Genomic DNA, 24797 nt, shown 5'->3' on the forward strand with positions numbered 1-24797 from the left:
TCCATAATTATAATAGAAAGCCTTTACATATTATATTTAACACTTTACCACAACTAATGGTTATTACCAATATAATTTTCTAATTATTTGCTAAAATTTAAATATTGTTGATATTGGCAATTCGGACAAATAAAAACCGCAGGAGTTTCATTCCCACGGTTCCTGATATTAATATGCAATTGATGTGCCCGGACCGACCGGTATGCCGAGCAGCAGCCATACGACAAACAGTATGCTCCAGCTAATGATGAAAATGACAGAGTAAGGCAGCATCAGTGATATTACCGTCCCTATGCCGTACTCTTTACCGTATCTTTGTGTAAATGCGACAACCAGCGGAAAGAACGGCATGAGCGGAGAGATGATATTCGTCGATGAATCCCCCACCCTGTATGCAATCTGTGAAATTTCCGGCGCAATGCCGAGCTGCATGAACATCGGCACAAAAATCGGTGCCATGATCGCCCACTTGGCCGAATCGGCGGCGATGAACAAGTTGATGACTGCAGCGATGAAGATGAATAACACAAGGATGACATAGCTGTTGATATTCAGTGCTTCAAGCAGGCCCGCCCCGCTTACCGCAATGATCGTTCCGAGATTTGAATAATTGAAGAACGCGACAAACTGCGCCGCGAAAAATATCAATACGATGAACCCCGCCATCGTCGCGATGGAACCATCCATCAGTTCAACGACATCTTTGTCATTTCTGACTTTGCCGACGACGGCACCATAGACGATGCCCGGAATTAAAAAGATCAGCATCATGATGAATATGATGGAAGAAATGAACGGGGAACCGATGATGTTGTTATCCTCACCGAGCAGTGGCGCACCCGGCCAGGCGACAAGTGCAAGTATGCCGATGACTGTTAAAAGTGCTGATATGTTTGCATAACGCAGCGCTTTTTTCTGTGTGGCATCGATGCCGTTTTCAGTATCGTCGAATTCATTGAACCCTTCGTACTCACCGAGGCGCGGTTCAACGATCTTATCTGTGATCAGTGTACCGAAGATGGCGACAAGGAACGTCGAAGCGACCATGAAGTACCAGTTGTCCGTCGCATTGACGATATAATTGGCATCAAGTATCGCCGCAGATTCAGTCGTAATGCCCGCAAGCAAAGGATCGTTCGTACCGATCAGCAGGTTGGCGGAGTACCCGCCGGCAACCCCGGCAAATGCCGCAGCAAGTCCTGCTAGAGGGTGCCTTCTGAATCCGAGAAAAATGATTGCTCCGAGCGGTACGAGAACAACATAGCCGACGGATGCAGCAACGTTGCTCATGACACCCATGAAAACGACGATCGGTGTGACGAATTTTTTCGGTGCCTTCGTGACGGTATTGGTCATGAGTGCACTGATATAGCCACTTTTTTCAGCCACCCCGACACCGAGCATGGCGACCAGTACCGGACCGAGTGCAACGAAAGATGTAAAGTTTTCCGTAACTGATGTAAAAATGTACGCGATGCCGTCACCCGTCAAAAGACTGATCGCACTGACATCCATCTCCTCCCTGTTGCCGGTCTCGCTGTTCACTCCTGTAAAACTGACGCTGACATCAAGTAAGTACAGAATGTGGGAAATCACTATCACTGCCAGTGTGAACAACAGGAAAATCGTCACCGGATGCGGAAGTTTATTGCCTATGGATTCTATATTATTCAATATATTTTTATGTCTGCTCATTGATTATTCTCCTACTTTAAAATAAAGACTCGGATATCATACCCTAATAATAGGACTTTGTAAACTCGATTTTCATATTGAAATTGTCCGGAACCTGTGATTGAAGAGTGTATCAATATGACTCAGAATTATTTATCTATGTAAAAAATAGCTCAGTATTGACTCTGTCCGTTATTTTAGTTTGAGCGTTTGCACGATGTTGCAATGCTTGATTGAGGTCGTGCGATGATCAGGTCATGATTCACATGATTTGACTCAATAGCGAGGCCATCGTGCGGATTCATCCACTAAAAACGCACGTCATAAGTGCTTTTGTGCTGGATCGTACGAATACAACTGCATTTTCCGCACGATCCACTCATTTTACTCTCAGTCATGCGATTCCGGCACCCGCAACTTTTTTCTGCACTTTTTTGTACATCCATTCCCCTAATAGAAACAGCACATAAGTGAACAATAGCGATACCGGTATGTAGAAAATGTCGTGCAGCGAGGCAAAAATCGGCTTATGTTTCAAATAGAAGTAATTGCCGTCCGTCAGCATATTGACGAAATAAGCGACGGCAACGTACATCACAAACCATGGGAAAACTTTCAGGCTGTCCATGGTTTTTATTTTCATATTATAGGCGATGATGCCGTAGAACGGCAGCAGCAGTGTGACGGCATGGTTGATGAGAAGCTCCAGCCGATCGGATGAGTGATGCCGTACACCCGGCTCGGGTACAGGAAGCTCAAGTATGCAAACAGTCCGAACAGTGCCAGCACCCGGAAGACTTTGTCGTTTCCCGTAATCAGGAAGATGATGCCGAGTATCGTGTTGACGCGGCTGATCTGCAGCGGCAGTGATTCGCCGAGGTCGAAATCCAGAATGAAGTAATATGAGCTGTACAGAAGAATCTGCTGGAAGATGCTGACGATCAGTATCACCACAGTGATTTTCCGTCGGTGTTCTTTCACGGTATCCCTTTTTATGAAAAGCGCGGCACCGATAATAATCAGTCCAATGATGTAAATGATATGGTCCAGGTTGAATAATGTGATGTAATCTCCGTACTCGGTCATGATTTCACTGCCTCCCCTCAAAATCCGGTGTGATTATAGTTATTGTATTATATATCATTCATTTTTACATATGTATAAAGTAAAAGGTCACCGGATTTATTCCTCCGGTGACCTTTTTATTTGATCAGTGCTTCGACATGGGTTTCAGTATCGTTGATATAATACCTGAGCGTCTCGATATCGTTTCCTATACTCAGTTCATAGACATGAAGGATTTCGTCCTGTGCATCATCGGGCTTATCCATCTTTATATCCAGAAATCCGTCATCCGTTTCTTCCGCTGTCAGTTCTGTCGCGCCGGGTGCATAAAATACGACATAGTCGCTGTTGCCGTCTTCCGCTTCGACATGCATGATATTATTGACCTCTTCGGTCTCTATATACTCCTTAAGCTCGTTGTCCAGTTCGTTCACATCCATCTCTTCCACACCTGACTGCCCCACCGCCGTACATCCGGTCAGTTCAATCGACAGCAGTATGGACAGTAAGAAATACTTCACCGTCTCATCCCCCTTCAGTTTCATCCATTATATCCAAATACGCTTTAAAATTATAGCATGGTCTTATTCACACTGATGAAATTGTCCTCTGATATAATAGCGTTGTAGATCATTTACCATTTAAAAGGAGTCAATTATATGAAGAAGTTTGTTAATGCAAATATATTCGGCGACGCTGAATCGACTGAGATTCTGGTCGAAGACGGCCGCTTCAAGGCTATCGGCAATGATCTTGGAGAAGCGGATGAGGTGATCGATCTCGAGGGCAGGCTGGTCCTTCCGCCCTATGTCGATCCGCATCTGCACCTCGATTATATCTTCTCCGGCCTCGGTGAAGGCAATGCCAACATTTCCGGGACTTTATTCGAAGGCATTCAGCTCTGGAGTGACAATAAAAAAGAGCTGACCGAAGAAAAAGTCCGCGAACGCGCACTCGAGGGCATCCGCAAGGAAGTGGGCCACGGCGTGCAGTATATCCGCACACATGTCGATGTGACGGACCCGGACCTGACGGGCATGAAGGCCCTCATCAAACTGCGCGAGGAACTGAAGGATATCGTCACGCTGCAGCTTGTCGCTTTCCCGCAGGAAGGTTTCTTCCGTTATGAAGGCGGCGAAGCGCTCGTGCGCAAGGCGCTTGAAATGGGCGCGGACGTCGTCGGCGGCATCCCGCATTTCGAAATTTCGTATGAACACGGCGTCGAGTCACTGAGACGCATTGTCGATTTTGCACTCGAGTTTGATGTGATGATCGACATCCACTGTGATGAAAACGACGACCCGAACAGCCGGTTTTTAGAAGTTCTCAACGCCCTTGTCATGGAAAAAGACTACGGTGAAAAGACGACCGCTTCACATACATGCAGTTTCGGCGCCGTTGAAAATTCATATGCAAATAAAATGATGGGTCTCTTCAAAGCGTCGAAGATCAATTTTATTTCGTGTCCAACCGAGAACGCCCACCTGCAGGGACGCGGCGACAACTATCCGAAACGCCGCGGCCTGACACGCGTGAAGGAACTGCTTGAAAACGGCAATACCGTTGCATTCGCCCAGGATTCAATCGCCGACTACTGGTATCCGCTCGGCAACGGCAATATGATGAATATTCTCGATAACGGCATCCACCTCGCCCACTACACGCATATTGACGAGATCAATAAGTCACTCGATCTGATTACGGTGAACGGTGCCGGCGTCATGAGAATCGATGAAGATTACGGCGGTTACGGTGTTGAAGCGGGTAAACCTGCAAACTTCATCGTGCTCGATGCCTTTGATGCCTACGAAGCCGTGCGTGAACGTGCAGAAGTACTGTCCTCGGTGCGTAACGGCGAGTATCTGTTCAAACGCGAGGTACGTAAAAACGAAATTGAGAATGACTTTTTAAAAGGATAAGGTTTTTATTTTCTTAACGCCGCTTCGATCTCATTTCGAAGCGCCGATAGCGCTCCAACAGAGCTTCGATCAGAAAACGAACATCCGTTAACTCTATATGTATGTACGAAAAAAGCACCTCAATATTGAGGTGCTTTTTCATTACTTTTATAGATCTGTCGGCATACCGCCTGTAATTCCAAATATTTGTCCTGTAATATAGCTGCCTTCGTCTGAAGCAAGCAACACGTACGTCGGCGCGAGTTCCACAGGCTGACCTGCACGTCCGAGCGGCGTCGCCTGGCCGAATTCAGGAATTTTACCTTCCGGCTGGCCGTTATCCATCTGAAGCGGCGTCCAGATTGGTCCCGGTGCCACGCCGTTTACACGGACGCCTTTTTCGGAAAAGTATTTGGACAGTGATACTGTCAGGTTACCGACAGCGCCATTTGTCGCCGCATAGTCCATCATCGCCGGACTCGGGTCGAAGTTGTTGACTGATGATGTCATCACAATCGCACTGCCCGGTTCCAGATGTTGCTCCGCAGCTTTGACCGTTTCGAACATGCTGATGATGTTCACTTTAAACGTATCCTCCACTTGCTTGATAGAGATATCTTTAAGTTCGGTCTGCGCAATCTGCTGCGCCGCATTCAGCACAAGAATATCGAGTGCGCCGAATTCTTCGACCGTTTTATCTACAATTTCACTCGCTGCCTTGTCTTCACGTAAATCATATGGCAGCAGCAATGCTTTTCTGCCTTCTTTTTCAATCAGTTCTTTTACTTCATTGGCGTCTTCCTCTTCGCCTGGAAGGAAATGAACGGCCACATTCGCACCTTCACGTGCATAGGCGATTGCCGCCGCACGGCCGATACCTGAATCGCCGCCAGTGATTAAGGCATTACGCCCTTCCAGACGGTTATGACCTTTATAGGATTCTTCTCCACAATCCGGCACCGGATCCATCTTGCTCTGAAGCGCCGGTGTACCCTGCTCCTGATCCGGGAATTTACCCGTATGATACATCTCGCGTGGATTGTTCAAGTTTGAGTTACCCATTTATATACATCTCCTGATTTATATTATTCGGTAATTTTAATGTTTAAATGACCTTACATTTATAATAAATACCCTCTGGACGGTTGAACTAAACTCATTCTGCATATACTTCCGAAGTGGTGCTTATAAGTTGAACTTACACTTTCATGTCTTTAACATATTAAATGAATGATAATAAAATATGATAAGGAGCGGTATGATGAAAGTTCTAGTAATCGGAGCAAACGGCCAGATCGGCCGGATTGTCGTTGATAAACTGAAGGATCACGCAGCGCATGATGTCATTGCAGGCGTCCGCAAGGAAGATCAGAAGCAGGCTTATGAAAATGATGGTATAAAATCCCGCTTCATCGACCTTGAAGGTTCGATCGAAGACATGGAGAAAGCGATGGAAAACGTCGAAGCCGTCGTATTTTCAGCCGGCTCCGGCGGCAAGACCGGCGCGGACAAAACTGCGATGGTCGACCTTGACGGTGCCGTCAAATCAATTGAAGCCGCAAAAAATGCCGGCATCAAACGTTACGTCATCGTCAGCGCACTTTATTCGAACAGACGTGAATTCTGGTCATATGGTACGAACGAACCGTCAACAGGCGGCTACTACTATGCAGCAAAACATTATGCCGATGTATGGCTCGAAAACTCAGGGCTCGATTATACAGTGATCCGGCCGCCACTGTTGTTGAATGAACCGGGCACAAGAAAAGTCCATGTCACCGACCGGCTTGAAAAAAGCGATGACAAGCTTGAAATCCCGCGTGAAGATGTGGCCAATGTGATTGTCGCCGCACTCGACCACGATAATGCCATCAATAAGTCGTTCGATATCAATCACGGCGATACGGATGTGAATGAAGCGGTAAAAGGAATATAGACTGAAAAGGAAACCGGAAAATCCAGGACGGATTTTCCGGTTTTACATTTATATACGAAACTCAGTTTCTTCCAGATACTTATTCTCTATCACTCCCGACCAGTCGATGACCGTGCCTATAAAATCAACAATATCCAGGCCGTCCATTTCATAAGTGCCCCCGTCATTCTCCGTACCGCACAAATCCTCTATGACAGTGACTTTATATCCCCGGTCCGCTGCAGCAATCGATGTGAATAAAATGCAGAACTCCATATTGAAACCAGTGATGTATACTTCATCGATACCGTACTCTTTCAAAATTTTATCCAGATCTGTCTCTTTGAATGAAATCGGATAACGCTTTTCCAAAAGTTCATCTGTATGTTCCAGTATCTCATCAGGTATTTCCGCACCTTCTGTCCCCTTTTCAATCGGACTCCCGGCGTCTTCATCAATATGTTGGAATGCAATGACCTTGTCGTCATTCATTTTGAAATACTGCATGAGCCGGCTGATTTTATCCACCAGCACTTCTCTTCCTTCCAAAAACCCTTTCTGTACATCAATGACCAGCAACGCTTTCATGATCGTCCTCCCCTTTTAAATTGTACTCGCAATAAACGCCTTAAATTTCTCTTCTTCTTCAATATCTCGAATTGGCCACTGGATGTTTGAATCGTTTCTTTTATGGACATCCTGCATCCCCTTTGTATCTTTTTAGCAATGGTATATATCAGATTATCTGATATATCCTTACAGGGCGGACGCCCCCATTTTTCTAATATTATATGGATTATTGTCCGCCTTCAAGGTAAGTTCCGACACCCGGACCGTAAGGCAGTCCTGTGAAGTAGAAAATCGCGAGCATTATGATCCATGTGATAAGGAACGCGATGGAATACGGCAGCATCAGTGAGATGTATGTACCGATGCTTGCATTTTTATCGTAGCGCTGCATGAACGCAAGGACGATGACCATGTACGGAAACAACGGGGTGATGATATTCACCGAAGAGTCCCCGATACGGTATGCCACCTGGGTGAATCCCGGATGATAGCCGAGCTGCATGAACATCGGCACAAATATCGGCGCCTCGATCGCCCACTTGGCTGAACCTGATGTGATCAGGAAGTTCAGCAGGGATGTAAGAAGTATATAGCCGACAACAAGGCCAAATCCTGTAAATTCTATGTCCTGCAGAAATTCTGCCCCGTTCACAGCAATCCATGTGCCGAGATTGGACCATGTAAAGTAGGCAATAAACTGAGCGATTGCGAATACAAGTACAATATATCCCGCCAGATCCTTAATGGATTCTGTCATGTAATGCGTCACATCTTTACCGGATTTCACCTTGCCGGTAACGATACCGAAGACCACGCCGATGATGATGAAGAAGAACAGTATGATCGGTACGATGCCATCAAGGAACGGCGATGGCACAATGGTGCCCCCTTCACCCCTGAGCGGACTGCCCGGCATCATGATGACACCGAAAATGATCACCCAGTACAACAGACCGGCACCGGCTGCTGCGAAAAATCCTTTTTTTGCATTGGGCAGCTATTCTGTATCGGCATCTTCCACTTCATCCCCTTTATACTTACCGAGCCTTGGCTCAACAAGTTTTGAGGTCAGCAGTCCACCGACGATTGTCAGTACGAACACAGACGCAATATTAAAGTACCAGTTGTCCACCGGTGTCACGACCATCGTGTCATCAATGATCGCTGCCGCTTCTGTGGATATACCCGCTAGAAGCGCGTCCGTACCTGCGACGAACAGGTTCGCAGTGAAACCCGCACCCGCACCGGCATAACCGGCGGCAAGCCCTGCAAGCGGATGTCTGCCGACTTTGTAGAAAACCAGTGCACCAAGCGGCGGAATGATGACCATCGCTGCATCAGATGCAATGTTCCCCATGATTCCGACAAATACCAATGTATAAGTCAAGAGTGCCGGCGGTGATTTGAGTATCGACTTACGGAAGGCATAATCCAAGAGACCCACTTTTTCTGCAAGACCGATACCGAGCATCATCGCAAGAACCAGTCCAAGCGGCGCAAACCCTGTAAAGTTTTCAAGCATGGAAGTGAGAATGAACTGCAGACCCTCTCCGGACAGGAGATTCTGTATGGGCAGTTCTTCCCCTGTACCCGGATGGACGACCGAAGCACCTGCCACGCTGAATATGTACGACAGAAGAATCATGAATACCGCAAGCAGGACGAACAGGACGAACGGATCCGGCAGCTTGTTGCCGATGCGTTCAATGATATCAAGCGCTTTAGCTACAAAACCTTTCTTTTCTGTCACGGTACACCTCTCTTTTTAAAGTGATAAACATTCCTGATTGTAAAGTACTTACAGCGATACACCACTTTCATAGGAAAGCGTTTTCAAGATGATTAAACCATTTTCAAATAGTTCTGTCAATATAGGCTTATTATTTAAACATAGACATTATTCAATTATAAGCGTCATTTTGACAATTATATTTGTCATTATGAAAACTTTATGTTACACTTCGAATGAATGGAGGGGTTGACAATGAAATTTGGAAATTATCATATCGACTACACTTTTTTGATCATGGCCGCAGCGCTGCTTATCATCCCTTTATTGGCAGATGCACACGTGTTCTGGATGGGTGCCATTGCAGCCGTCATTTTTGGAATCAGGAAAATTGAAACGGAAAAGGATGATTGTCATGAAAACAAGACTTCGTGAACTCCGTGCAAGAGAACGGCTCAATCAGACGGAGCTTGCAAAACTTGCGAAAGTTTCGAGACAGACGATCAGCCTGATTGAGCGTGAAGACTACATCCCCTCACTGTTGATAGCAAAACGTCTGGCAAAAATATTTGATGAGCCGATTGAGGAGATTTTTATTTTCGAAGAGGAGGAATTATAAGATGAAACGTATATTGAGATTATTGATGTATGCCATATTAGGCGCAATTACAGGACTCTCAGTCAGTGCAATCGCAGTCAGAAACGACGGTTTCCGGATGGATGAGATATACTTCTGGATTGGGATAGCTGCCCTTCTGTTATCGATCATTATGATTGTTGTCAGTATTTATATGTACAGGACGCTCATGACGGTTTCAGGCGACTACACGAAATATATGGACATGGATGCCTATGATATCTATCGTTACAACAAGTTCAACGACCTTCAGGTCGCGAACACATTTTCGCTCATATCGGCTGCGATAGCTGTAGCAATCCTCATCGTCCTCGAGACCAGCCTGATTCTGGTTGCGGCAGCGGGAATTGTTTACCTGTTCACCGTATGGCTCGCCATTAAAAGTTCCGGTATTATGCGAAAACTCTACCCGGACAGGGACCTCCCCAAAGCAGGAGATAAAGATTATGCCGAGAAACTCCTCGCTGCGAGTGATGAAGGAGAGCGCCACATCATTTTGAACGGATTGTACAAGTCATACAATCTGATGCAGGTCGCCCTGTTCACCGGCATCATCCTGCTCATTTTCTACTCGATCATTACGGGTGAATCACAAATATTCTCCATCATTCTGATCGGTGTCATTATGATAATCTCCCAGCTGAAATATTCATTGGAGATTCGTGAAAAATAAACTGCTTGGCTGCTCACTTGGCTTCGATTTTCAGGCTGAGTGAGCAATTTTTGCTGGTGCCTGCTCACTTGGCTTGTTTTTCAGGCTCAGGTGAGCAGGCAGCCGTTTAGTTGAGATATATTTTAGTCCTATCTGTACATTCCAGACCCGTTTCCGTGTAGATACAGATGCTTTCCATGCTATCTGCACATTTCAGACCTGTTGCCGTGCAGATACAGATGCTGTTCACGCTATCTGCACAGCAGACTTCCAAACAAAGACAAAAACAGGAACCTCACTGAAAGGGCTCCTGCTCCTGTGCCAAACTAAATTTTATATCGTAAACACGATTTTACCCATCATGCCCGCTTTTTCGAGTCTTTCGAATGCCGCTTCGAACTCATCCAGCGGAAAGCTCTTATCCATGACCGGCTTGATATCGTGTTTCCCGATGAATTCGAGCATTTCTTCCAGTTCTTCCGTGCTCGCCATCGTCGATCCGAGTAGATTGTACTGGCCGTAGAAGAATTTACGGAGGTTGAAGTCAACCGTGTCACCTGCGGATGCACCGAATGCGACTAATGTGCCGCCGCGCTTCAGCTGGTCGACGGATTTGTTGAATGTCACCGCTCCGACGCTCTCAATGACGACGTCAACTTTCTCGCCGTCCAGCGCTTCGTTCCAGTCCGACTCACTGTCAAACGCCTTATCCGCGCCAAGTTCGAGTGCCGCCTCACGTTTTTCAGCCGAACGGGAAGTCACGAATACTTCTGCGCCTGCAGCTTTTGCGAATTGCAGCAGGAATGTGCCGGCACCGCCGGTCGCACCAGGGATCAGCACCGTCATGCCCTCTTTCACCTGCGCTCTTGTAAATAAAGCCCTGTACGCCGTCATTGCGGACAGTGCGAGGACGCCTGCTTCCTCGAAGTTCAGATGTCCGGGCTTCGGCAGCACGTTTTCCGCCGGCAGGACGATGTACTCTGAAAATGTACCGTTGAACGGGAATCCGACAATTTCAAAGCCTTCCGGCGGTGCCACGTCATTTGCCGGCCAGCCCAATGAAGGGTTGATGATCACTTCGTCGCCGGCTTTGACACTGCCGACACCGCTGCCGACTTCCTCGACAATGCCCGCTCCGTCTGAACCGAGCACGAGTGCCGGGTCATTTTCATCGTGACGTGCCGGTATGAACAGATCTCTGTGGTTCAGACCCGCCGTCTTCAATCTCACTTTGACATCCGTTTCTTTTAATTCGTCAACTTCAACTTCGCCATATTTCACGCCTTTTAAACTCTGTTCACCTTGATGATATACTGCTTTCATGAAATAAATCCTCCTTGAAATGAATTATTTTACCGGTTGTACTTTGTAGCCGCCCTCAGTTTCAATCATCTGCCAGTTCGCCGACAAGGCATTGCCGAGATCGAGCGCCTGGCTGTCATCCAGCTTCAGTCCGGATAAAGTATATCCATCCACCTTGTAATCTTCTTCGGCAATTTTACCGAATTTCAATTTAATCAGGTTTTTCAGTCCGTTGAACGTCAGAAACTTGACCTTATAGCCGTCTTCAAGCAGTGTCCCGAGCCCGACGGACTCGTCCATATCGATCAGCAGACTGAAATCGAGATTGTCTTTCACCTTTTTAAATTCTTCAATATCTTTCGCCTGCACCTTCGACAGAATCTGATCATTACTGTAGCCGTAACTTCTCAAATTCTCTATCGCATATGCATCCATTAACGTAATCGAATTCATCTTGTTCCTCCTATTGCTGTGTTGATTCCATTATAACCGATTCAGGCTTTTATTCCCCGGTAGAAAACCTGCCAGACATTTTCACTGCTTTTTTTGACATGTTCAAAACTGTACAGCCCTTTCATCGTATCAATTCCGTCAATCATGATAAAGTACGTGTCGTAGATCTGGCGGCTGGACAGCGAAGCATCAATGTCCCCTTCTTCCTTACCTTCCTTCACCACGGCGTCAAACATCTGAAACATTGTTCGTTCCATCTCCCGGTAATGGCTGAGGGTGTATTCTTCAATTTCCACCGGTGGATATTTGATGAACCGGTAGTAGAATTCATTGTCCATTTCCTTCTTTTCATCACGCGGCAGATGCTCTATGAAAAGTGTCGACAACTTTTCAACGGCGGACTGGTTTTTATCGCTTAAAATCTCTCTGACAAATGAAAGGTACGAGTCGAATTCGAATGTCAGGACGTCTTTGAATATATCCGACTTGCTGCTGTAATGGGAGTACAGCGACGGTTTTCTGATGCCGACGTCTTCTGCGATCATCGACATCGTCGTGCCTTCGTAGCCGTTCTGTGCGAAATGTGATTTGCTGACTGTTAAAATTTTATCTTTGGTACTCAATGCGCACACTCCTTAAGTTTCAAGTTTCTGGAATCCTTTTGCCTTGAATAATATGATCAGTGCAATGATCATGCCGATCGTCCCGAATCCGAGCAGCACCAGCTGTATCGATATGCCGGCGGATGTCATGGTGCTGACAATCGCATATGCGATCGGATCGAAGCCATTCATGGCGAGAAATATCAGGCTCATGACTCTGCCCATCATCCTGTTTTCGGTAATTTCCTGTGTTGCGGTGAAGAACGGGATGAAGACGAATGCCATCGCCAGCCCGATCATGAAGAGCAGTACCGGTAATATCGCGAGGCTTTCTATAAAGCTGAAGACGATGTAGATGACCAGTGTGATGAGAAGCCCGTAGAGCGCTGTCCGGCCTTTCCTTTTAATGTAATAGCTGCCGAGGACAACGGTCCCGACCAGCATTCCGAGACTGAGGCTCATTTCCATGATGCTCAGGTTGATCGGTGTACCGCCGTAAAGATCCGTTAAAAACGGCACCGCGATGTGCAGTGTGCCGAACACGAAGAAGTTCAGCGTCACCAGCACGATGATGCCGATGATCAGAAAGTTGGACTTCCTGACATAGTTGAACCCTTCAGAGAAATTCTGAAGCGGTGTCTGTCTGACAGTATTTTCAACCGGTCCTTCTTTGATCAGCGGCGGGAAAACGAATATCGCCGATAATATGACCAGTATGAAGGCAGTGAAAAAACTCATCGTCACCGAACCGAATTCCATGATCACCCCGGCAAGTACGGGGCCGAGGAGGAATGAAATCTGGTCCACACCCTGGAAATACGCATTCGCTTTCTGCAGCTGCCTGCGCTCGACAATTTTAGGGATCATCGATGTACTCGCCGGTCCGAAAAATGCATCCAGCATGCCGAACAGGCCGCCGAACACCAGGAACCAGCCGAGCGTCATGTAATCAGTAAAGATGAATATTGTGATCAGCCCGAGCAGCAGCGCCTGGACAATGTTCGTACCGAACATGATCGTCGACTTTTTATAATTGTCTGCGAGCACCCCGCCGTAGATCATCATTACGAGCCTCGGTACGGTGATGACGATGAGCACCAGGCCGAGCATATCCGGCATGTCGAGCGTCCGGATGATATACCACGATGTTGTCGTCAGAAACATGCTGAACCCTGTCACGGCAAAGATACCTGCCAGAAGCAGCAGCATGAACGTTTTATTTTTAAAGATTGATGTCTCCTGTGTCATAATTTTATCCTCTTTCTTTTGGCTACCTACCGATAGGTAGTATAGCATGAGGGTTTATTTTCAGCAATAAAAAATCCTTCCGTTGAAAGAAGGATTTGAATATAAAATTTTACTCCATCGCACGGTCCGGTATGACGATAAAACCCTTGTCCACTGTGCCGAACATTATGTCTGAAGCATGCCCGCCGTAAATTGAATACATTCCGAAGGCACACAGAAATGCATCAATCTTATCTTCCAGATGTTTATGCGCCTTTTTGGTTGCCGCTTCATCATCAATTTTCGGCATCAGTCCGGAGATAATCCTATCTTTATGTTCAAGTTTATCAAATATGGTGAAGAGACGCTCCATTTCTGATTTTGTTTCATCAAATGTCGTTTTTGGTTTTATCTTATATTTGATCGGGGCCGCTTCTGGAAACAGTCCGAGCACGATGCCTGTCGGAAATGTTTCAACGATACATGATTTCCTTTTGTCGAATCCGATTTGTATAGCCGGAATTTCACTCTGGATCATGTGCATCAGTGTCTCCCCGCGTATTTCCCCGAATACTTTTGTGAAATAGTTCCGGTTTGCGTTGAAGGCCCGGAGACGCTGCCCGTTGATCATCGCCCGCATCATCTCGCCTTCTGCGCCCCGTGAACCGCCATCATTCGGTACAACAAGCGGTGCATCGACGGCGATGGTCAGATTTTCAGTGTGATGCTGTTTTATAACGTCCACTATATCTTCATTCGAGTAGACTTTTGAATCCAGGTATTCTACCCCGCCGGTGTCATCCAGCACACAGATACCCGTTTCATTTTTATAAGTCCATGCGAGATCGATCCCGATGAATTTCATTCAATCCCAACTTTCCTATAAGAAAAAAGGGGTGTCGCCACCCCTTCTTCCATACTAACCTTTTTTCTTATACTGTTGCTGGTTTGATGTCGATTTATCTATCACTTCGACTGACTTTTTGCTGTTCGCCTTTTCAAGGAACATTCTGCCGAGTGCCGTTCTTTCTTCAGTCGGCATCCTGTTCCATTTGTAACCTTTGAACAGATCCTTCACCAGGAACACTTCGCCGTCATTGAGCGACTTCGTTTCCTGCCATGCTTTTTTCAATAACTTCTTTTCCTTATTAGCCATAATTTTCATCCTCCATTCCTGATTAATGTTATATACCCGCTTTGTGTGCATTTTTAATCATCAATTTAAAAAATAAATGATTTCAGCATGTTTTAGGAGGGTAAGGAAATAAAAAGTGACAATAATTTTTTGGGAGTGATGTGATGGAGACGTTTGTACTGCTTATACTCATCGGTGCGATCTCGGGGTTCATTTTAGGGCTGGTCATGAGGATCGTCCGTCTGGCTACAGGCAATAAGGCTGAGATCCTGCTGTATAATATGGATTACATCCCCATCCTTAAACAGTGGGCAGATAAAAAAATCACAGGGTTGATATTTCATTATGTAACATGCATTTCCAGCGCAGTGGTTTTATTTTACCTGCTGATTCCTTTTAATCTTGAATTTGCGATCTGGCCTTATATTTTTGTTTTTTCACTTGGCGGCGGCATTTTGTATTTCCTGAGCGCCCTGACCCCGATACCGCCGGATCATGAAGACTGGATTTCCTGGTTTAATTGGACAGCGAGCCATTCAATTTTCGGTTTCTTTGTAGGTGTCCTTGTATTTTGGTGGATTTAAAAATAAAAATCAGACACCCGTGGTCAATCCGGGGTGCCTGTCTGTATTAATGAGGTATTGCAATTTATATCAAATTAGATCCTGATATATCTCATTGACTATTTCATGATTCGGTTTCATGCCGATATTCTTTGTCAGTACGCCGAGCAGGTGTCCTTCATGCATGTGCTCTTCAAGGTCTGGCACCAGTTCATTGCTGCCGACAAGGTACGCGCCTTCCAGACCGCGGTCTTTGATCTCCTTGCCGAGTCTCGGCGCGAGATTTTTATACCAGCGGTTTTTATTTTCATCGAAACGGCGTTCGAAATGATCCTGGTTGGAACCCCTTGAGCCGACAGATGCTCCGCTTGAGTAATCCAGCCAGTCTTCACGGTTCAAATCCCAGCTGAAAGTGAGTTCATCAATGATGGAACCGAGTTCCGTTTCTATAAAACGCGCATCCATCTGCTGAAGCACGATGACTGCCGCTTTCGGATACTTCTGGACCATTGCCTGCAGCTGCCCCGTGGCAGGTATTTTCTCCCAGTGCAGTGTCGTTGTGACCGGTACCTGGAGAATTTTTTCCTCCCACAGCTGTTCATCGGCCGAAGCCGTGATCATCAGACCTTTCTGCAGTTCCATCTGCAGCTCGCCTACCCGGTCCTCGATTCTCTTAAGCAGTTTTTTCAAAGCTTTCTTCTCATCTTCCTGAGCCGTATTATCCGCATAGTTCTTCATCTCTTTAATCTCGTTTTTCAAGTGGATTTTCCACTCGCCGCTATTCAAATCCGGGTTGCTTGCATCCGTGTTCAAATATAACGTCAGTACACCGAGATCGTCCTCTTTTTCGTTAATGCGCCTGATATCTTTTCTTACAGACATAAAATTTTGCCCCCTCTTCAAGTTGCGTTTCTGTGTTCTAATGAAAAGACTCTTCATTGTATACGCTTTACATACATGTTCCCTCCATACAGAAGGATAAAACATATATTACGCTTCCGACAGCCACTTCTCAAAGGTATATGACATCTCCCAAAACGACAGTTCATAATCTTTAGCAATCACAAACTGTTCGGTGATTCTGTTCTTTTCATCTTCACCGGCTTTGTCTGCCAGGTTATCCATCAGATCGATCATTTCCTGAGTCGATTCCTGGAACCAGTCACTCGCATACATTCCAATCCAGTTGCGGTAAATTTCCTCGTCGGGATCCGCGTCTTTATACTTCATCCCGATATCCGCATACAGCCAGTAGCACGGCAGTATCGCTGCGATAATCTGGGCGAGGCTGCCGGATAACGATGCCCTGTACAAATGTGACGTATAGGCATAGGCAGTCGGCGCCGGTTTGAAGTTTTCGATATCTTCATCAGTGATATTCAATATTTCCGCATGTTCCTTATGGACGGTCAGCTCCGCTTCTGCGGTGTTCTTCGCTTTTTCGGCCAGACTCGCAGAAACACTGAAGTCATCCGCATGCGCAGCTGCGAATGCGTGGACTTTCCCGTAATGCTTCAAATAGTAGATATCCTGCATGATGTAATTTTTGAAAGTTTCAAGCGGCAGGCCACCTTCTGCAATTCCTCTTACAAACGGATGGTTCAGGCTCTTATCCCAGCTGCTTTTAGTCTTTTCTCTCAACTGTTCTGAAAAACGCATAAAAAAATTCCTCCTGTTTGTTGTTCCGACTGAAGGAGGAAAGGGATTGATGCTTTTATATATTGATATGATCTTCATTCAACAATAAATTCATCCACTTCCCTACGCCGGTATTAACCGGTTCAGGTTCAAAGGGTACTTCTCAAGCCTTTCAGACTGCCCCCAGCAGGAACGTATTCGGTTTATGGTTCCAATATACCGATGATATCCGGATACTTCAACCTTTATCAGTCAATCTTTCGTCAGCATCGTCACAGCTTCCACATGGTTCGTCTGCGGGAACAGGTCGACCGGTGTGACAGGGCTGACGGAATATCCGCCCTGTTCATGCAAAATCTTCAGATCCCGCTGCAGCGTGCTCGGGTTGCATGAAATATAGACGATTTTTTCCGGCGCGACTTCAACCAGGCTGTCGAGGAAGTCCTGGTGGCAGCCTTTTCTCGGCGGGTCGACAAATACCACGTCCGGCTTCACCCCGTCTGCCACCAGCTGTTTCATAACGACTTCGGATTTGCCCAGATGATATTCCGCATTATCGATGCCGTTCAGTTTCGCGTTCTCACGTGCGTCTTCCACTGCCGAGTCGACGACTTCGATGCCGATGATTTTCTTCACATGGTCCGCCGCCACCTGGCCGATGGTTCCGATGCCGCAGTACGTATCGATGATCGTCTCGTCACCTTTCAGGTCAGCAATTTTCAGGGCTTCCGTATAAAGTTTTTCCGTCTGTTCATGGTTCACCTGATAAAAGGAACGCGAACGGATATTGAACTTTTTGCCGAGCAGCTCATCAGTGATGTATTCAGCACCGTGCAGCACTTTCGTCTTTGAACCGTAAATGACATTCGTCTTGTCCATATTGATATTCTGGACGACGCTCGTAATCACCGGGAATTTTTCGACCAGTATCTTGATGATATCGCCGAACGGATTTTTATGACCGTTCGTAATAAAGCCCACCTGGACTTCAGAATCATCATGGTTCGAACGGATGATCAGATGACGGAGCAGCCCTTTATGCCTGCGTTCATCATAAATGGAAATATTGAACATTTTAAGCAGCTCACGGACATCATTCATAATGTCGTTATGAATATTCTTTTGAATCATGCAGTGTTTGATATCAATGATGTCATGGCTTCTCGGCCTGTACAGCCCGAGCTTCAGTTCCCCGTCCACTTTTTGCACCGGAATCTGTGATTTGTTGCGGTAATGGTCCGGTGATGCCATGCCAATCGTATCGTGCACGTCCACACCGAGTTTCGCCTGGCGGTTGATGTTTGCCTCGACCGTGCCTTTTTTGAACCCTTGCTGCTCATTGTAGCTGAGCGGCTGTATCTGGCAGCCGCCGCACTGATAATAGTATTCACAAGGCGGAACAATGCGTTCTGCCGCCGGTTCAATCAGCTTTGTCATCTTGCCGTAGCCAAACTTTTTATTCGCCTTGATCACTTTGAACTCTATCTTTTCATCTTTCAGCACGTCCTGGACAAAAATCGGATAGTTGTCGATCTTCACTACGCCGAGTCCCTGGTGCGTATAATCCAATACTGTACTTGTATAATATTCATTCTTAACGGGTTGTGTCATTTATATCCCTCTTACATTTCAATTTCGTACCAGCTGAAACCATCGTCCATCGTTCTGATATGCCTGATCGGTTCATCTTTGATGTAATCACGCGCCTTTGTCGCGGTAATAAAGTAATATCTGCCGGAAGGTATGACCGTTATCGGGTTTTTCAGTTCAAACGCCGGTTCAGATTTCATGTACTCTATGACGATGTCGCGTATCGACTTATCCGATTCGTGCAGTATTTCCTGATCTCTTAAAAACGGTGTATACGCCACACGGTAATTGTGTGCCGGGACGATGAACTCATCATCCGACCTGACTTCCCTGCCATTATATGTGACCGAAACGATCCGCTTTGAATCGCTGATCTTTTTGGCTGAACTTGAGTATCTCGGTGGCTGTGAAATATCAATCGTATACTCCAGATCGACGAACACATCGAAGTTATATCCGGGGAAACCCGCACGCGAACGGTTCGGCGAGAGGATATTTTCGTCTTTATCCGATGTAAACTGTGAGGCAGCCCACTCGAGCCATTCCGTCAGTATATCCCCCGTCACCTTGATGATCATGAAACTGTTGGCATGCTTATAAATATCGATGGCATCGCTCAAAGTGAGCGTCCCTTTTTCAATTACTGTGAAATCTGTCGCCCCGTCGCGTCCGGACTTGACTGCAGAAGAAAATGCAAGGACAGGCAGATCCGGCAGATCGATGTCATCTTCGATCTTAAAAGTGTATGCTTTCACCGCTTCAGCCACAGCCTGCACTGAATATGACGGCGCGACCCTTGAAAAATAAGAGTGCCACGGGGTTTTTATTTCCCCGAATTCAGTGCTCAAATATTTGAGCACTTCATTATGCTGAGTTTCATAGCGGGATAAGTATTCCGGCGTGAGTTCAATCGATTCGGCATCGATCAGCTGGGCCTTGGAATCTGTAATCAGGGCGCCTTCGTTCATATCGATTTCAAGAGTCAGCTTGCCGAGATGGCTCGCCTGCACACCCGGCTGCACCATCGGTACGCCGTTCACCGTGCCTTTGACGATATCGAGCGTGCTCACATCGATTTCATAGCCGTCATGCGGAAACAGTTCGTGTGTATGGCCGAAGACGATGCCGTCGATGTCTTTAAGGAACGTCATTAAAAACGTCTGGTTTTCACCGAACCGCTCCATATCTTCCTTCGCCCGGCTCATCCCGGAATGCGACAGCAGAATCACAAGGTCCGCCCCGTTCTCCTTCAGCACCTGCACTTCCGCGTCAATCGACTCCTTCATCGATGACACTTCCACATTGCCTTCAAGATTATATTTATCCCATTTCATGATCTGTGTCGGCACGGCACTGACAAAGCCGACGTCGAGCCTGCCGTCCGGCGTGTCGCATGGAATGATCGCATGTCTGTCGATCTTATCTTTCAATGGATTGTCCAGAAAATCAATATTGGAATTGATGACCGGGATATCCACCTTGCCGTAAATGTCATTCAAGTAATCCAGCCCAAAATTAAATTCATGGTTGCCGAGGCCGATCACGTCGTACATGTCGTTCAGAATTCCCGCAATCAGCGGTGCACTGCTGTGAGCGACGTCATAATCACTCCACACATCCCCCTGGAGCAGATCACCATTATCCACTGTCAGCACAATCTCGTCAGGATGCTCTTTTTTATACTGCTCGATATATGATTTTAAATTGATCAGGCCGTGGTTGACGGGATGACGGTCAAAGTAGTTATATGGATAGATGGCGCCGTGGACGTCTGTCGTCGCGAAAATAGTGAGCTTCATATTACCCTCCTGTAGATTAAATACTAAACAACACAGTGAAATATCACTGTGTTGTCCATATCATCAATTATGCATTTGTTCTTCATAAAACTTTTCAGGCACGCGAAAAGCGACGTGCTGCTGGTAGTTGACGAAGCGTGCCGGCAGTACGCCGCCGAACTCGCCGTCGAGATTAAGCTGCACATCATCGTACGATGATACTCTGATATCGCTCGCTTTTGCATAGTGCACTTTGTCATGGTTCAGGTGCTCGCCTCTTGAAGCCATCGTCATGATGCGGCCAAGCTCAAGAATGCTCACTTTTTCAACAAAAAGCAGGGAGAACTCGCCGTCGTTGAATTTTGCATCGGGCACAAGTTTGTCAAATCCGCCGATGGAATTTGTCAGGCCGATCAAAAACAGCATGACTTCGCCTTCGAACACATTTTTGTCATATTCGATTCTGATGTTCGTGCTTGTAATCTGCGGCAGCAGCTCGATGCCCTTCACATAATAGGCGAGGGTGCCGATGACCGCCTTCAGCTTGCTCGGTGCCTCATACGAGACCGCAGTGATTTTCCCGCCGCCGGCGATGTTCATGAAATACTTGCTGTTCATCTTGCCGATATCGATAAACATCGTCCGGCCGTTGACGATAGTGTCCACAGCCGATTCAATTTCATTATCGATATAAAGTGCCGATGCAAAGTCGTTCACGGTGCCCATCGGTATGATGCCTAAAACAGGACGCTCTTCAAAATCAGCCATCCCGTTCAGCACTTCATTGACCGTGCCGTCACCGCCGACAGCAATGATAAGATCAAAACCGATTTCACATGCTGTCTGTGCCGCTTTTGTTGCGTCCCCGCCTTTTGTTGTCGCATGGGCGCTCGCTATATAACCGTTTTTCTCCAGCTGGATCAAAACATCCGCCAGTCCGGTTTTAAATGTTTCACGTCCTGATGTTGGGTTATAAATAATTCTCGCAGTTTTCATTTCTTTCTCCTGCTCTTTTTAGAATAATTAAATAATAAATAGACACTTAATATGAAAACAATGAGCTGTACGCCTTTTGTGAGCGATGTATGATCCGTTGTCGAAAGGAACAGCATTGTAAATATCAAGATCAGATTAATCGCAGCCAGAAATTTAAACAATGTTAAAGTCCTTTGCCTTCTTTAATAATGATGAGAAAAATTCCGTTTTTCTTTGATGATATTCATCGTTATCGATAATGGAGTCATTATGTAGTTGTTTTAACTTCTGAAAATCATCCAGATACTCATCATTTTCAAGCAGCAGTTCTTTGCAGAGCAGTATTTCGGATTTTTTATCCCGGTCGGACATGAAGATGAAATTCACGTCGCAGTCGCCAAATTTCCCGTGAAAAACAGACTCCTCCTCAAAGAAATCGTTGAACTCGTGGACCACGTAATAACCTTCCGCGATCAGAATATCCTTCAGCTCGGAAACTTCTGTAACCGTCTTAAGTATAACAAGGACATCGATACCTTTGGAACTGTTAAGATTTTTGATGCTCGTGGATCCTATATGATGCAGCTCTATGACATTCTTTTTGAAATGCTCAAGCATCTGCATGGACGCTTCCATGTAATGCGCTTTTGCCATTTTATAATATTCATTCATAATTAATCATTCCTATATATTATCAAACCAAAAAAATAGTGTATAATATAGAATGATATCTTCTATATTTGTCATATTATAACACAGAATGTTATGAATAATATACATGATTTTTTGGAGGCCTCTATGAAAAAGGTATTATTGATTGTAGCTTTAATCTTATTTGCCGGTGGGTTATATGTCAACTTTGCGATGAACCCATCCACAGAACAAGCTTCTCTGATGAATGAAACAGACACTTCAGATGAGACAGCAGACAACGTAGACACAGATGCCACAAGCGATGCAGCCGATGATGAAAGTGAAAATGCAGACGATGAAAACGAAACAGCCGATACCGAAGAAGAAAACCCGGAACCTTCAGAAGATGAAAGCCAGATTTCGTTCAACCAGGAAAACCTGAATGAATTGTACAATCAGGCTGTTGAAAACAACGAAACACTGATTGTTGACGTTTTACTGCCGGGCTATTACACAGAAGATTTCATGACCAATCTGGAAGACCGGTTCGATACGGACACAATTCAGTTCAACACACTCGATATATCGAGTAACACCACCACTCTAAATGAATTAAGCGTCAATGACAACAGCGACGCCGTCATAATCGATGCGCTGCAGATCATGGACTACAATGACGAAGTACTCCCGGAACGTGATGTGGATGCATTGACGACAGCCTACATGAATTTGTATAACAGTGACAAAGTTGTGATTCTTTTAGGAAACGCGAACGTTCATGAACACGAAAACCTGGCGAATGTATTGGATGAGGATGCAGCCTACTTCACCGAAAACGACTATTACTACATCGACAACCAGGAAGTCAGCGTCGAAGATGAATATTACGACTACGACAACGATGTCATGACAAGCGACGTTGAAGACGAAGTTATCGCTAACATCCACAGCTTTTTAATAAGTGAATAAGATTTATGAACTGCCGGGCGCATGCCCGGCAGTTTTTGTTTTGGATTGGAGTTTAAAGCGGTTGTCGGTCACTGAGAGCGCTGAGTGACTGAATGAAGCGGTTTGTCGGTCACTGGGGATGCTGAGTGACTGAATTAAGCAGTTTATCGGTCACTGGGAGCGCTGAGTGACTGAATTATGTGGTTTGTCAGTCACTGGGAGTGCTGGGTGACTGAATTAAGCGGGTTGTCGGTCACTGGGGATGCTGAGTGACTGAATTAAGCGGGTTGTCGGTCACTGGGAGCGCTGAGTGACTGAATTATGTGGGTTGTCAGTCACTGGGAACGCTGAGTGACCGAATTCAGCGGTTTGTCGGTCACTGGGGATGCTGAGTGACTGAATTAAGCGGGTTGTCGGTCACTGAGAGCGCTGGGTGACTGAATTAAGCGGGTTGTCGGTCACTGGGAGCGCTGAGTGACCGAATTAAGCAGTTAAACGACGGCACCAAAAAACCCGGCATCTTGAGATGCCGGGCCCGGTCATTCATGTATCGGTTTTTATTTCAATGAGCCGTGCGGGTCGATGATAAACTTTTTGGAAGCACCTTTGTCAAAGTCGCTGTAGCCTTGTGGTGCGTCGTCGAGTCCGATGACTGTGGCGTTCACGGCTTTCGCGATATTGGCTCTGCCTGACAATATGGCTTTCATCAGGTCTCTGTTGTACAGCATCGCCGGTGTCTGGCCGGTGACGAATGTATGTGCTTTCGCCCAGCCCTGTCCGAATCTCACTTTCAACGAGCCGGTCTTGGCGTCTTCGTCGGCCGCCCCCGGGTCTTCTGTGACGTAAAGCCCCGGAATACCGAGACTGCCGCCTGCTTTTGTAACGTCCATGATCGTATTCAGCACGACAGCCGGTTGTTCTTCTGCACCTTCGCCGTGTCCGGATGCTTCAAAACCGACCGCATCGATGGAACAGTCGACGATCGGTTCGCCTAAAATCTGTTCAATCTGCTCGCCGAGATTGTCATGCATGGCCAGGTTGACCGTCTCACAACCGAAGCTCTCCGCCTGTTTCAGACGTTCCTCCTGCATATCTCCGACAATGACGACAGAAGCACCGAGCAGCTGTGCCGAGTGTGCGGCTGCGAGCCCTACAGGACCTGCGCCGGCAACATATACGGTTGAACCGGTTTTAACACCTGCAGACACTGCACCATGATAGCCTGTCGGGAAAATATCCGATAACATCGTCAAATCAAGAATTTTCTCCATCGCCTGGTCACGGTCCGGGAATACCAGCAGCTGGAAGTCTGCATAAGGTACCATGACATATTCCGACTGGCCGCCTACCCAGCCGCCCATATCTACGTAGCCGTATGCGCCGCCCGGTCTTTCAGGGTTGACGTTCAGACAGATATGCGTCTTTTGTTCACGGCACATGACACAGCGTCCACATGCGATATTGAACGGAACAGAGGCGATGTCGCCTTTTTTGACGAATTCGACATCTCTTCCCACTTCAACAACTTCTCCTGTAATTTCATGTCCCAGCACGAGTCCTTCAGGCGCCGTCGTTCTGCCCCGGACCATATGCTGGTCACTGCCACAGATATTCGTTGTAATGACTTTTAATACCACCCCGTGTTCACACTTCCGTCCGACGTTGGATTTCGGAACACCAGGTCCTTCGCGCAAAACTAAATCCGGATAATCGATATCCTTCACTTCTACAATGCCCTTACCTTGATAAACAACTCCACGGTTTCCAGCCATGTTAAACCTCCTAATGGTCTATTGTTCGTTTTTGGCGTATG

The 24797-nt window shown here is 46.4% G+C and carries 24 protein-coding genes, 2 pseudogenes and 1 riboswitch; of the genes and pseudogenes, 7 read left to right on the forward strand and 19 right to left on the reverse strand.

Going from position 1 to position 24797, the window contains the following annotated elements; all coding sequences use genetic code 11:
- Positions 1 to 168: 168 nt before the first annotated feature.
- The 3 genes and pseudogenes from BLR15_RS01905 to BLR15_RS01915 all read right to left on the reverse strand — a co-directional run bounded on the left by BLR15_RS01905 (position 169) and on the right by BLR15_RS01915 (position 3284).
- Complete coding sequence (locus tag BLR15_RS01905) at positions 169 to 1695, reverse strand: AbgT family transporter (RefSeq protein ID WP_092984124.1); 1527 nt, start codon at positions 1693 to 1695, stop codon at positions 169 to 171.
- 373 nt (positions 1696 to 2068) lie between these two features.
- Positions 2069 to 2760: pseudogene (locus tag BLR15_RS14505) on the reverse strand (TMEM164-related integral membrane acyltransferase).
- A 116-nt stretch (positions 2761 to 2876) separates the two neighbouring features.
- Positions 2877 to 3284: a hypothetical protein gene (locus BLR15_RS01915; RefSeq protein WP_092984128.1), complete on the reverse strand. Its 408-nt coding sequence runs from the start codon at positions 3282 to 3284 to the stop codon at positions 2877 to 2879.
- A 114-nt stretch (positions 3285 to 3398) separates the two neighbouring features.
- On the opposite strand from BLR15_RS01915, the gene BLR15_RS01920 reads away from it, so the two are divergent.
- Positions 3399 to 4658: an amidohydrolase family protein gene (locus BLR15_RS01920; RefSeq protein WP_092984130.1), complete on the forward strand. Its 1260-nt coding sequence runs from the start codon at positions 3399 to 3401 to the stop codon at positions 4656 to 4658.
- 147 nt (positions 4659 to 4805) lie between these two features.
- Here BLR15_RS01920 and BLR15_RS01925 read toward each other — a convergent pair whose 3' ends face one another.
- Positions 4806 to 5699: an SDR family oxidoreductase gene (locus tag BLR15_RS01925; protein WP_092984132.1), complete on the reverse strand. Its 894-nt coding sequence runs from the start codon at positions 5697 to 5699 to the stop codon at positions 4806 to 4808.
- A gap of 199 nt (positions 5700 to 5898) precedes the next feature.
- Here BLR15_RS01925 and BLR15_RS01930 point away from each other — a divergent pair, with 199 nt between their 5' ends.
- On the forward strand, positions 5899 to 6573 hold the full coding sequence (locus BLR15_RS01930; protein ID WP_092984134.1) for an SDR family oxidoreductase: 675 nt from the start codon (positions 5899 to 5901) through the stop codon (positions 6571 to 6573).
- 48 nt (positions 6574 to 6621) lie between these two features.
- On the opposite strand, the gene BLR15_RS01935 is transcribed toward BLR15_RS01930, so the two are convergent.
- Together BLR15_RS01935 and BLR15_RS01940 are read right to left on the reverse strand one after the other, a co-directional pair.
- A complete protein-coding gene (locus tag BLR15_RS01935) occupies positions 6622 to 7140 on the reverse strand; it encodes an isochorismatase family protein (RefSeq protein WP_092984136.1) in 519 nt (172 codons plus the stop codon).
- Between the two features lie 208 nt (positions 7141 to 7348).
- Positions 7349 to 8872 (reverse strand): annotated as a pseudogene (locus tag BLR15_RS01940) (AbgT family transporter).
- A gap of 234 nt (positions 8873 to 9106) precedes the next feature.
- Here BLR15_RS01940 and BLR15_RS01945 point away from each other — a divergent pair.
- From BLR15_RS01945 to BLR15_RS01955, 3 genes are read left to right on the forward strand one after another with little or no spacing between them, the layout of a single operon-like run.
- Complete coding sequence (locus BLR15_RS01945; RefSeq protein ID WP_092984138.1) at positions 9107 to 9286, forward strand: hypothetical protein; 180 nt, start codon at positions 9107 to 9109, stop codon at positions 9284 to 9286.
- Positions 9267 to 9470, forward strand: a complete 204-nt coding sequence (locus BLR15_RS01950) for a helix-turn-helix transcriptional regulator (protein WP_092984140.1) — start codon at positions 9267 to 9269, stop codon at positions 9468 to 9470. Before BLR15_RS01945 ends, BLR15_RS01950 begins: the two co-directional genes overlap by 20 nt.
- A gap of 1 nt (position 9471) precedes the next feature.
- Entirely contained in the window at positions 9472 to 10161 is a 690-nt protein-coding gene (locus tag BLR15_RS01955; RefSeq protein ID WP_176754024.1) for a DUF3169 family protein, read from the forward strand.
- A 312-nt stretch (positions 10162 to 10473) separates the two neighbouring features.
- Here BLR15_RS01955 and BLR15_RS01960 read toward each other — a convergent pair whose 3' ends face one another.
- The 6 genes from BLR15_RS01960 to BLR15_RS01985 form a co-directional block, all read right to left on the reverse strand.
- The gene (locus tag BLR15_RS01960; RefSeq protein ID WP_092984144.1) at positions 10474 to 11463 is read right to left on the reverse strand and encodes a zinc-binding dehydrogenase; all 990 of its coding nucleotides are present in this window, start codon (positions 11461 to 11463) and stop codon (positions 10474 to 10476) included.
- Between the two features lie 24 nt (positions 11464 to 11487).
- Positions 11488 to 11895: a hypothetical protein gene (locus BLR15_RS01965; protein ID WP_092984146.1), complete on the reverse strand. Its 408-nt coding sequence runs from the start codon at positions 11893 to 11895 to the stop codon at positions 11488 to 11490.
- 41 nt (positions 11896 to 11936) lie between these two features.
- A complete protein-coding gene (locus BLR15_RS01970; RefSeq protein WP_176754025.1) occupies positions 11937 to 12518 on the reverse strand; it encodes a TetR/AcrR family transcriptional regulator in 582 nt (193 codons plus the stop codon).
- Between the two features lie 12 nt (positions 12519 to 12530).
- The gene (locus BLR15_RS01975) at positions 12531 to 13745 is read right to left on the reverse strand and encodes an MFS transporter (RefSeq protein WP_176754026.1); all 1215 of its coding nucleotides are present in this window, start codon (positions 13743 to 13745) and stop codon (positions 12531 to 12533) included.
- 109 nt (positions 13746 to 13854) lie between these two features.
- A complete protein-coding gene (locus BLR15_RS01980) occupies positions 13855 to 14589 on the reverse strand; it encodes a DUF429 domain-containing protein (RefSeq protein WP_092984150.1) in 735 nt (244 codons plus the stop codon).
- Between the two features lie 54 nt (positions 14590 to 14643).
- Entirely contained in the window at positions 14644 to 14880 is a 237-nt protein-coding gene (locus tag BLR15_RS01985) for a DUF1413 domain-containing protein (protein ID WP_092984152.1), read from the reverse strand.
- A gap of 143 nt (positions 14881 to 15023) precedes the next feature.
- Here BLR15_RS01985 and BLR15_RS01990 point away from each other — a divergent pair, with 143 nt between their 5' ends.
- Positions 15024 to 15443: a hypothetical protein gene (locus tag BLR15_RS01990; RefSeq protein ID WP_092984154.1), complete on the forward strand. Its 420-nt coding sequence runs from the start codon at positions 15024 to 15026 to the stop codon at positions 15441 to 15443.
- Between the two features lie 69 nt (positions 15444 to 15512).
- Here the strand turns inward: BLR15_RS01990 and BLR15_RS01995 are convergent, their stop codons facing one another.
- From BLR15_RS01995 to BLR15_RS02020, 6 genes are all read right to left on the reverse strand, one after another.
- The gene (locus BLR15_RS01995; RefSeq protein WP_092984156.1) at positions 15513 to 16304 is read right to left on the reverse strand and encodes a VLRF1 family aeRF1-type release factor; all 792 of its coding nucleotides are present in this window, start codon (positions 16302 to 16304) and stop codon (positions 15513 to 15515) included.
- Positions 16305 to 16412: 108 nt separating this feature from the next.
- Complete coding sequence (gene tenA / locus BLR15_RS02000) at positions 16413 to 17081, reverse strand: thiaminase II (RefSeq protein ID WP_092984158.1); 669 nt, start codon at positions 17079 to 17081, stop codon at positions 16413 to 16415.
- 82 nt (positions 17082 to 17163) lie between these two features.
- A riboswitch (TPP riboswitch) is annotated at positions 17164 to 17255 on the reverse strand.
- Between the two features lie 57 nt (positions 17256 to 17312).
- Positions 17313 to 18671, reverse strand: a complete 1359-nt coding sequence (rlmD, locus tag BLR15_RS02005; protein WP_092984160.1) for a 23S rRNA (uracil(1939)-C(5))-methyltransferase RlmD — start codon at positions 18669 to 18671, stop codon at positions 17313 to 17315.
- Positions 18672 to 18682: 11 nt separating this feature from the next.
- The gene (locus BLR15_RS02010; protein WP_092984162.1) at positions 18683 to 20449 is read right to left on the reverse strand and encodes a 5'-nucleotidase C-terminal domain-containing protein; all 1767 of its coding nucleotides are present in this window, start codon (positions 20447 to 20449) and stop codon (positions 18683 to 18685) included.
- 63 nt (positions 20450 to 20512) lie between these two features.
- Positions 20513 to 21424, reverse strand: coding sequence for a diacylglycerol kinase (locus BLR15_RS02015; protein ID WP_092984164.1), 912 nt, complete (start codon positions 21422 to 21424; stop codon positions 20513 to 20515).
- Positions 21425 to 21577: 153 nt separating this feature from the next.
- Positions 21578 to 22075, reverse strand: a complete 498-nt coding sequence (locus tag BLR15_RS02020) for a GrpB family protein (RefSeq protein ID WP_092984167.1) — start codon at positions 22073 to 22075, stop codon at positions 21578 to 21580.
- A 126-nt stretch (positions 22076 to 22201) separates the two neighbouring features.
- On the opposite strand from BLR15_RS02020, the gene BLR15_RS02025 reads away from it, so the two are divergent.
- A complete protein-coding gene (locus tag BLR15_RS02025; RefSeq protein WP_092984169.1) occupies positions 22202 to 23005 on the forward strand; it encodes a hypothetical protein in 804 nt (267 codons plus the stop codon).
- Between the two features lie 536 nt (positions 23006 to 23541).
- On the opposite strand, the gene fdhA is transcribed toward BLR15_RS02025, so the two are convergent.
- Complete coding sequence (fdhA, locus tag BLR15_RS02030; RefSeq protein ID WP_092984171.1) at positions 23542 to 24756, reverse strand: formaldehyde dehydrogenase, glutathione-independent; 1215 nt, start codon at positions 24754 to 24756, stop codon at positions 23542 to 23544.
- Positions 24757 to 24797 lie beyond the last annotated feature (41 nt).

It is taken from the genome of Lacicoccus qingdaonensis, assembly GCF_900101075.1.
GTDB lineage: Bacteria > Bacillota > Bacilli > Staphylococcales > Salinicoccaceae > Lacicoccus > Lacicoccus qingdaonensis.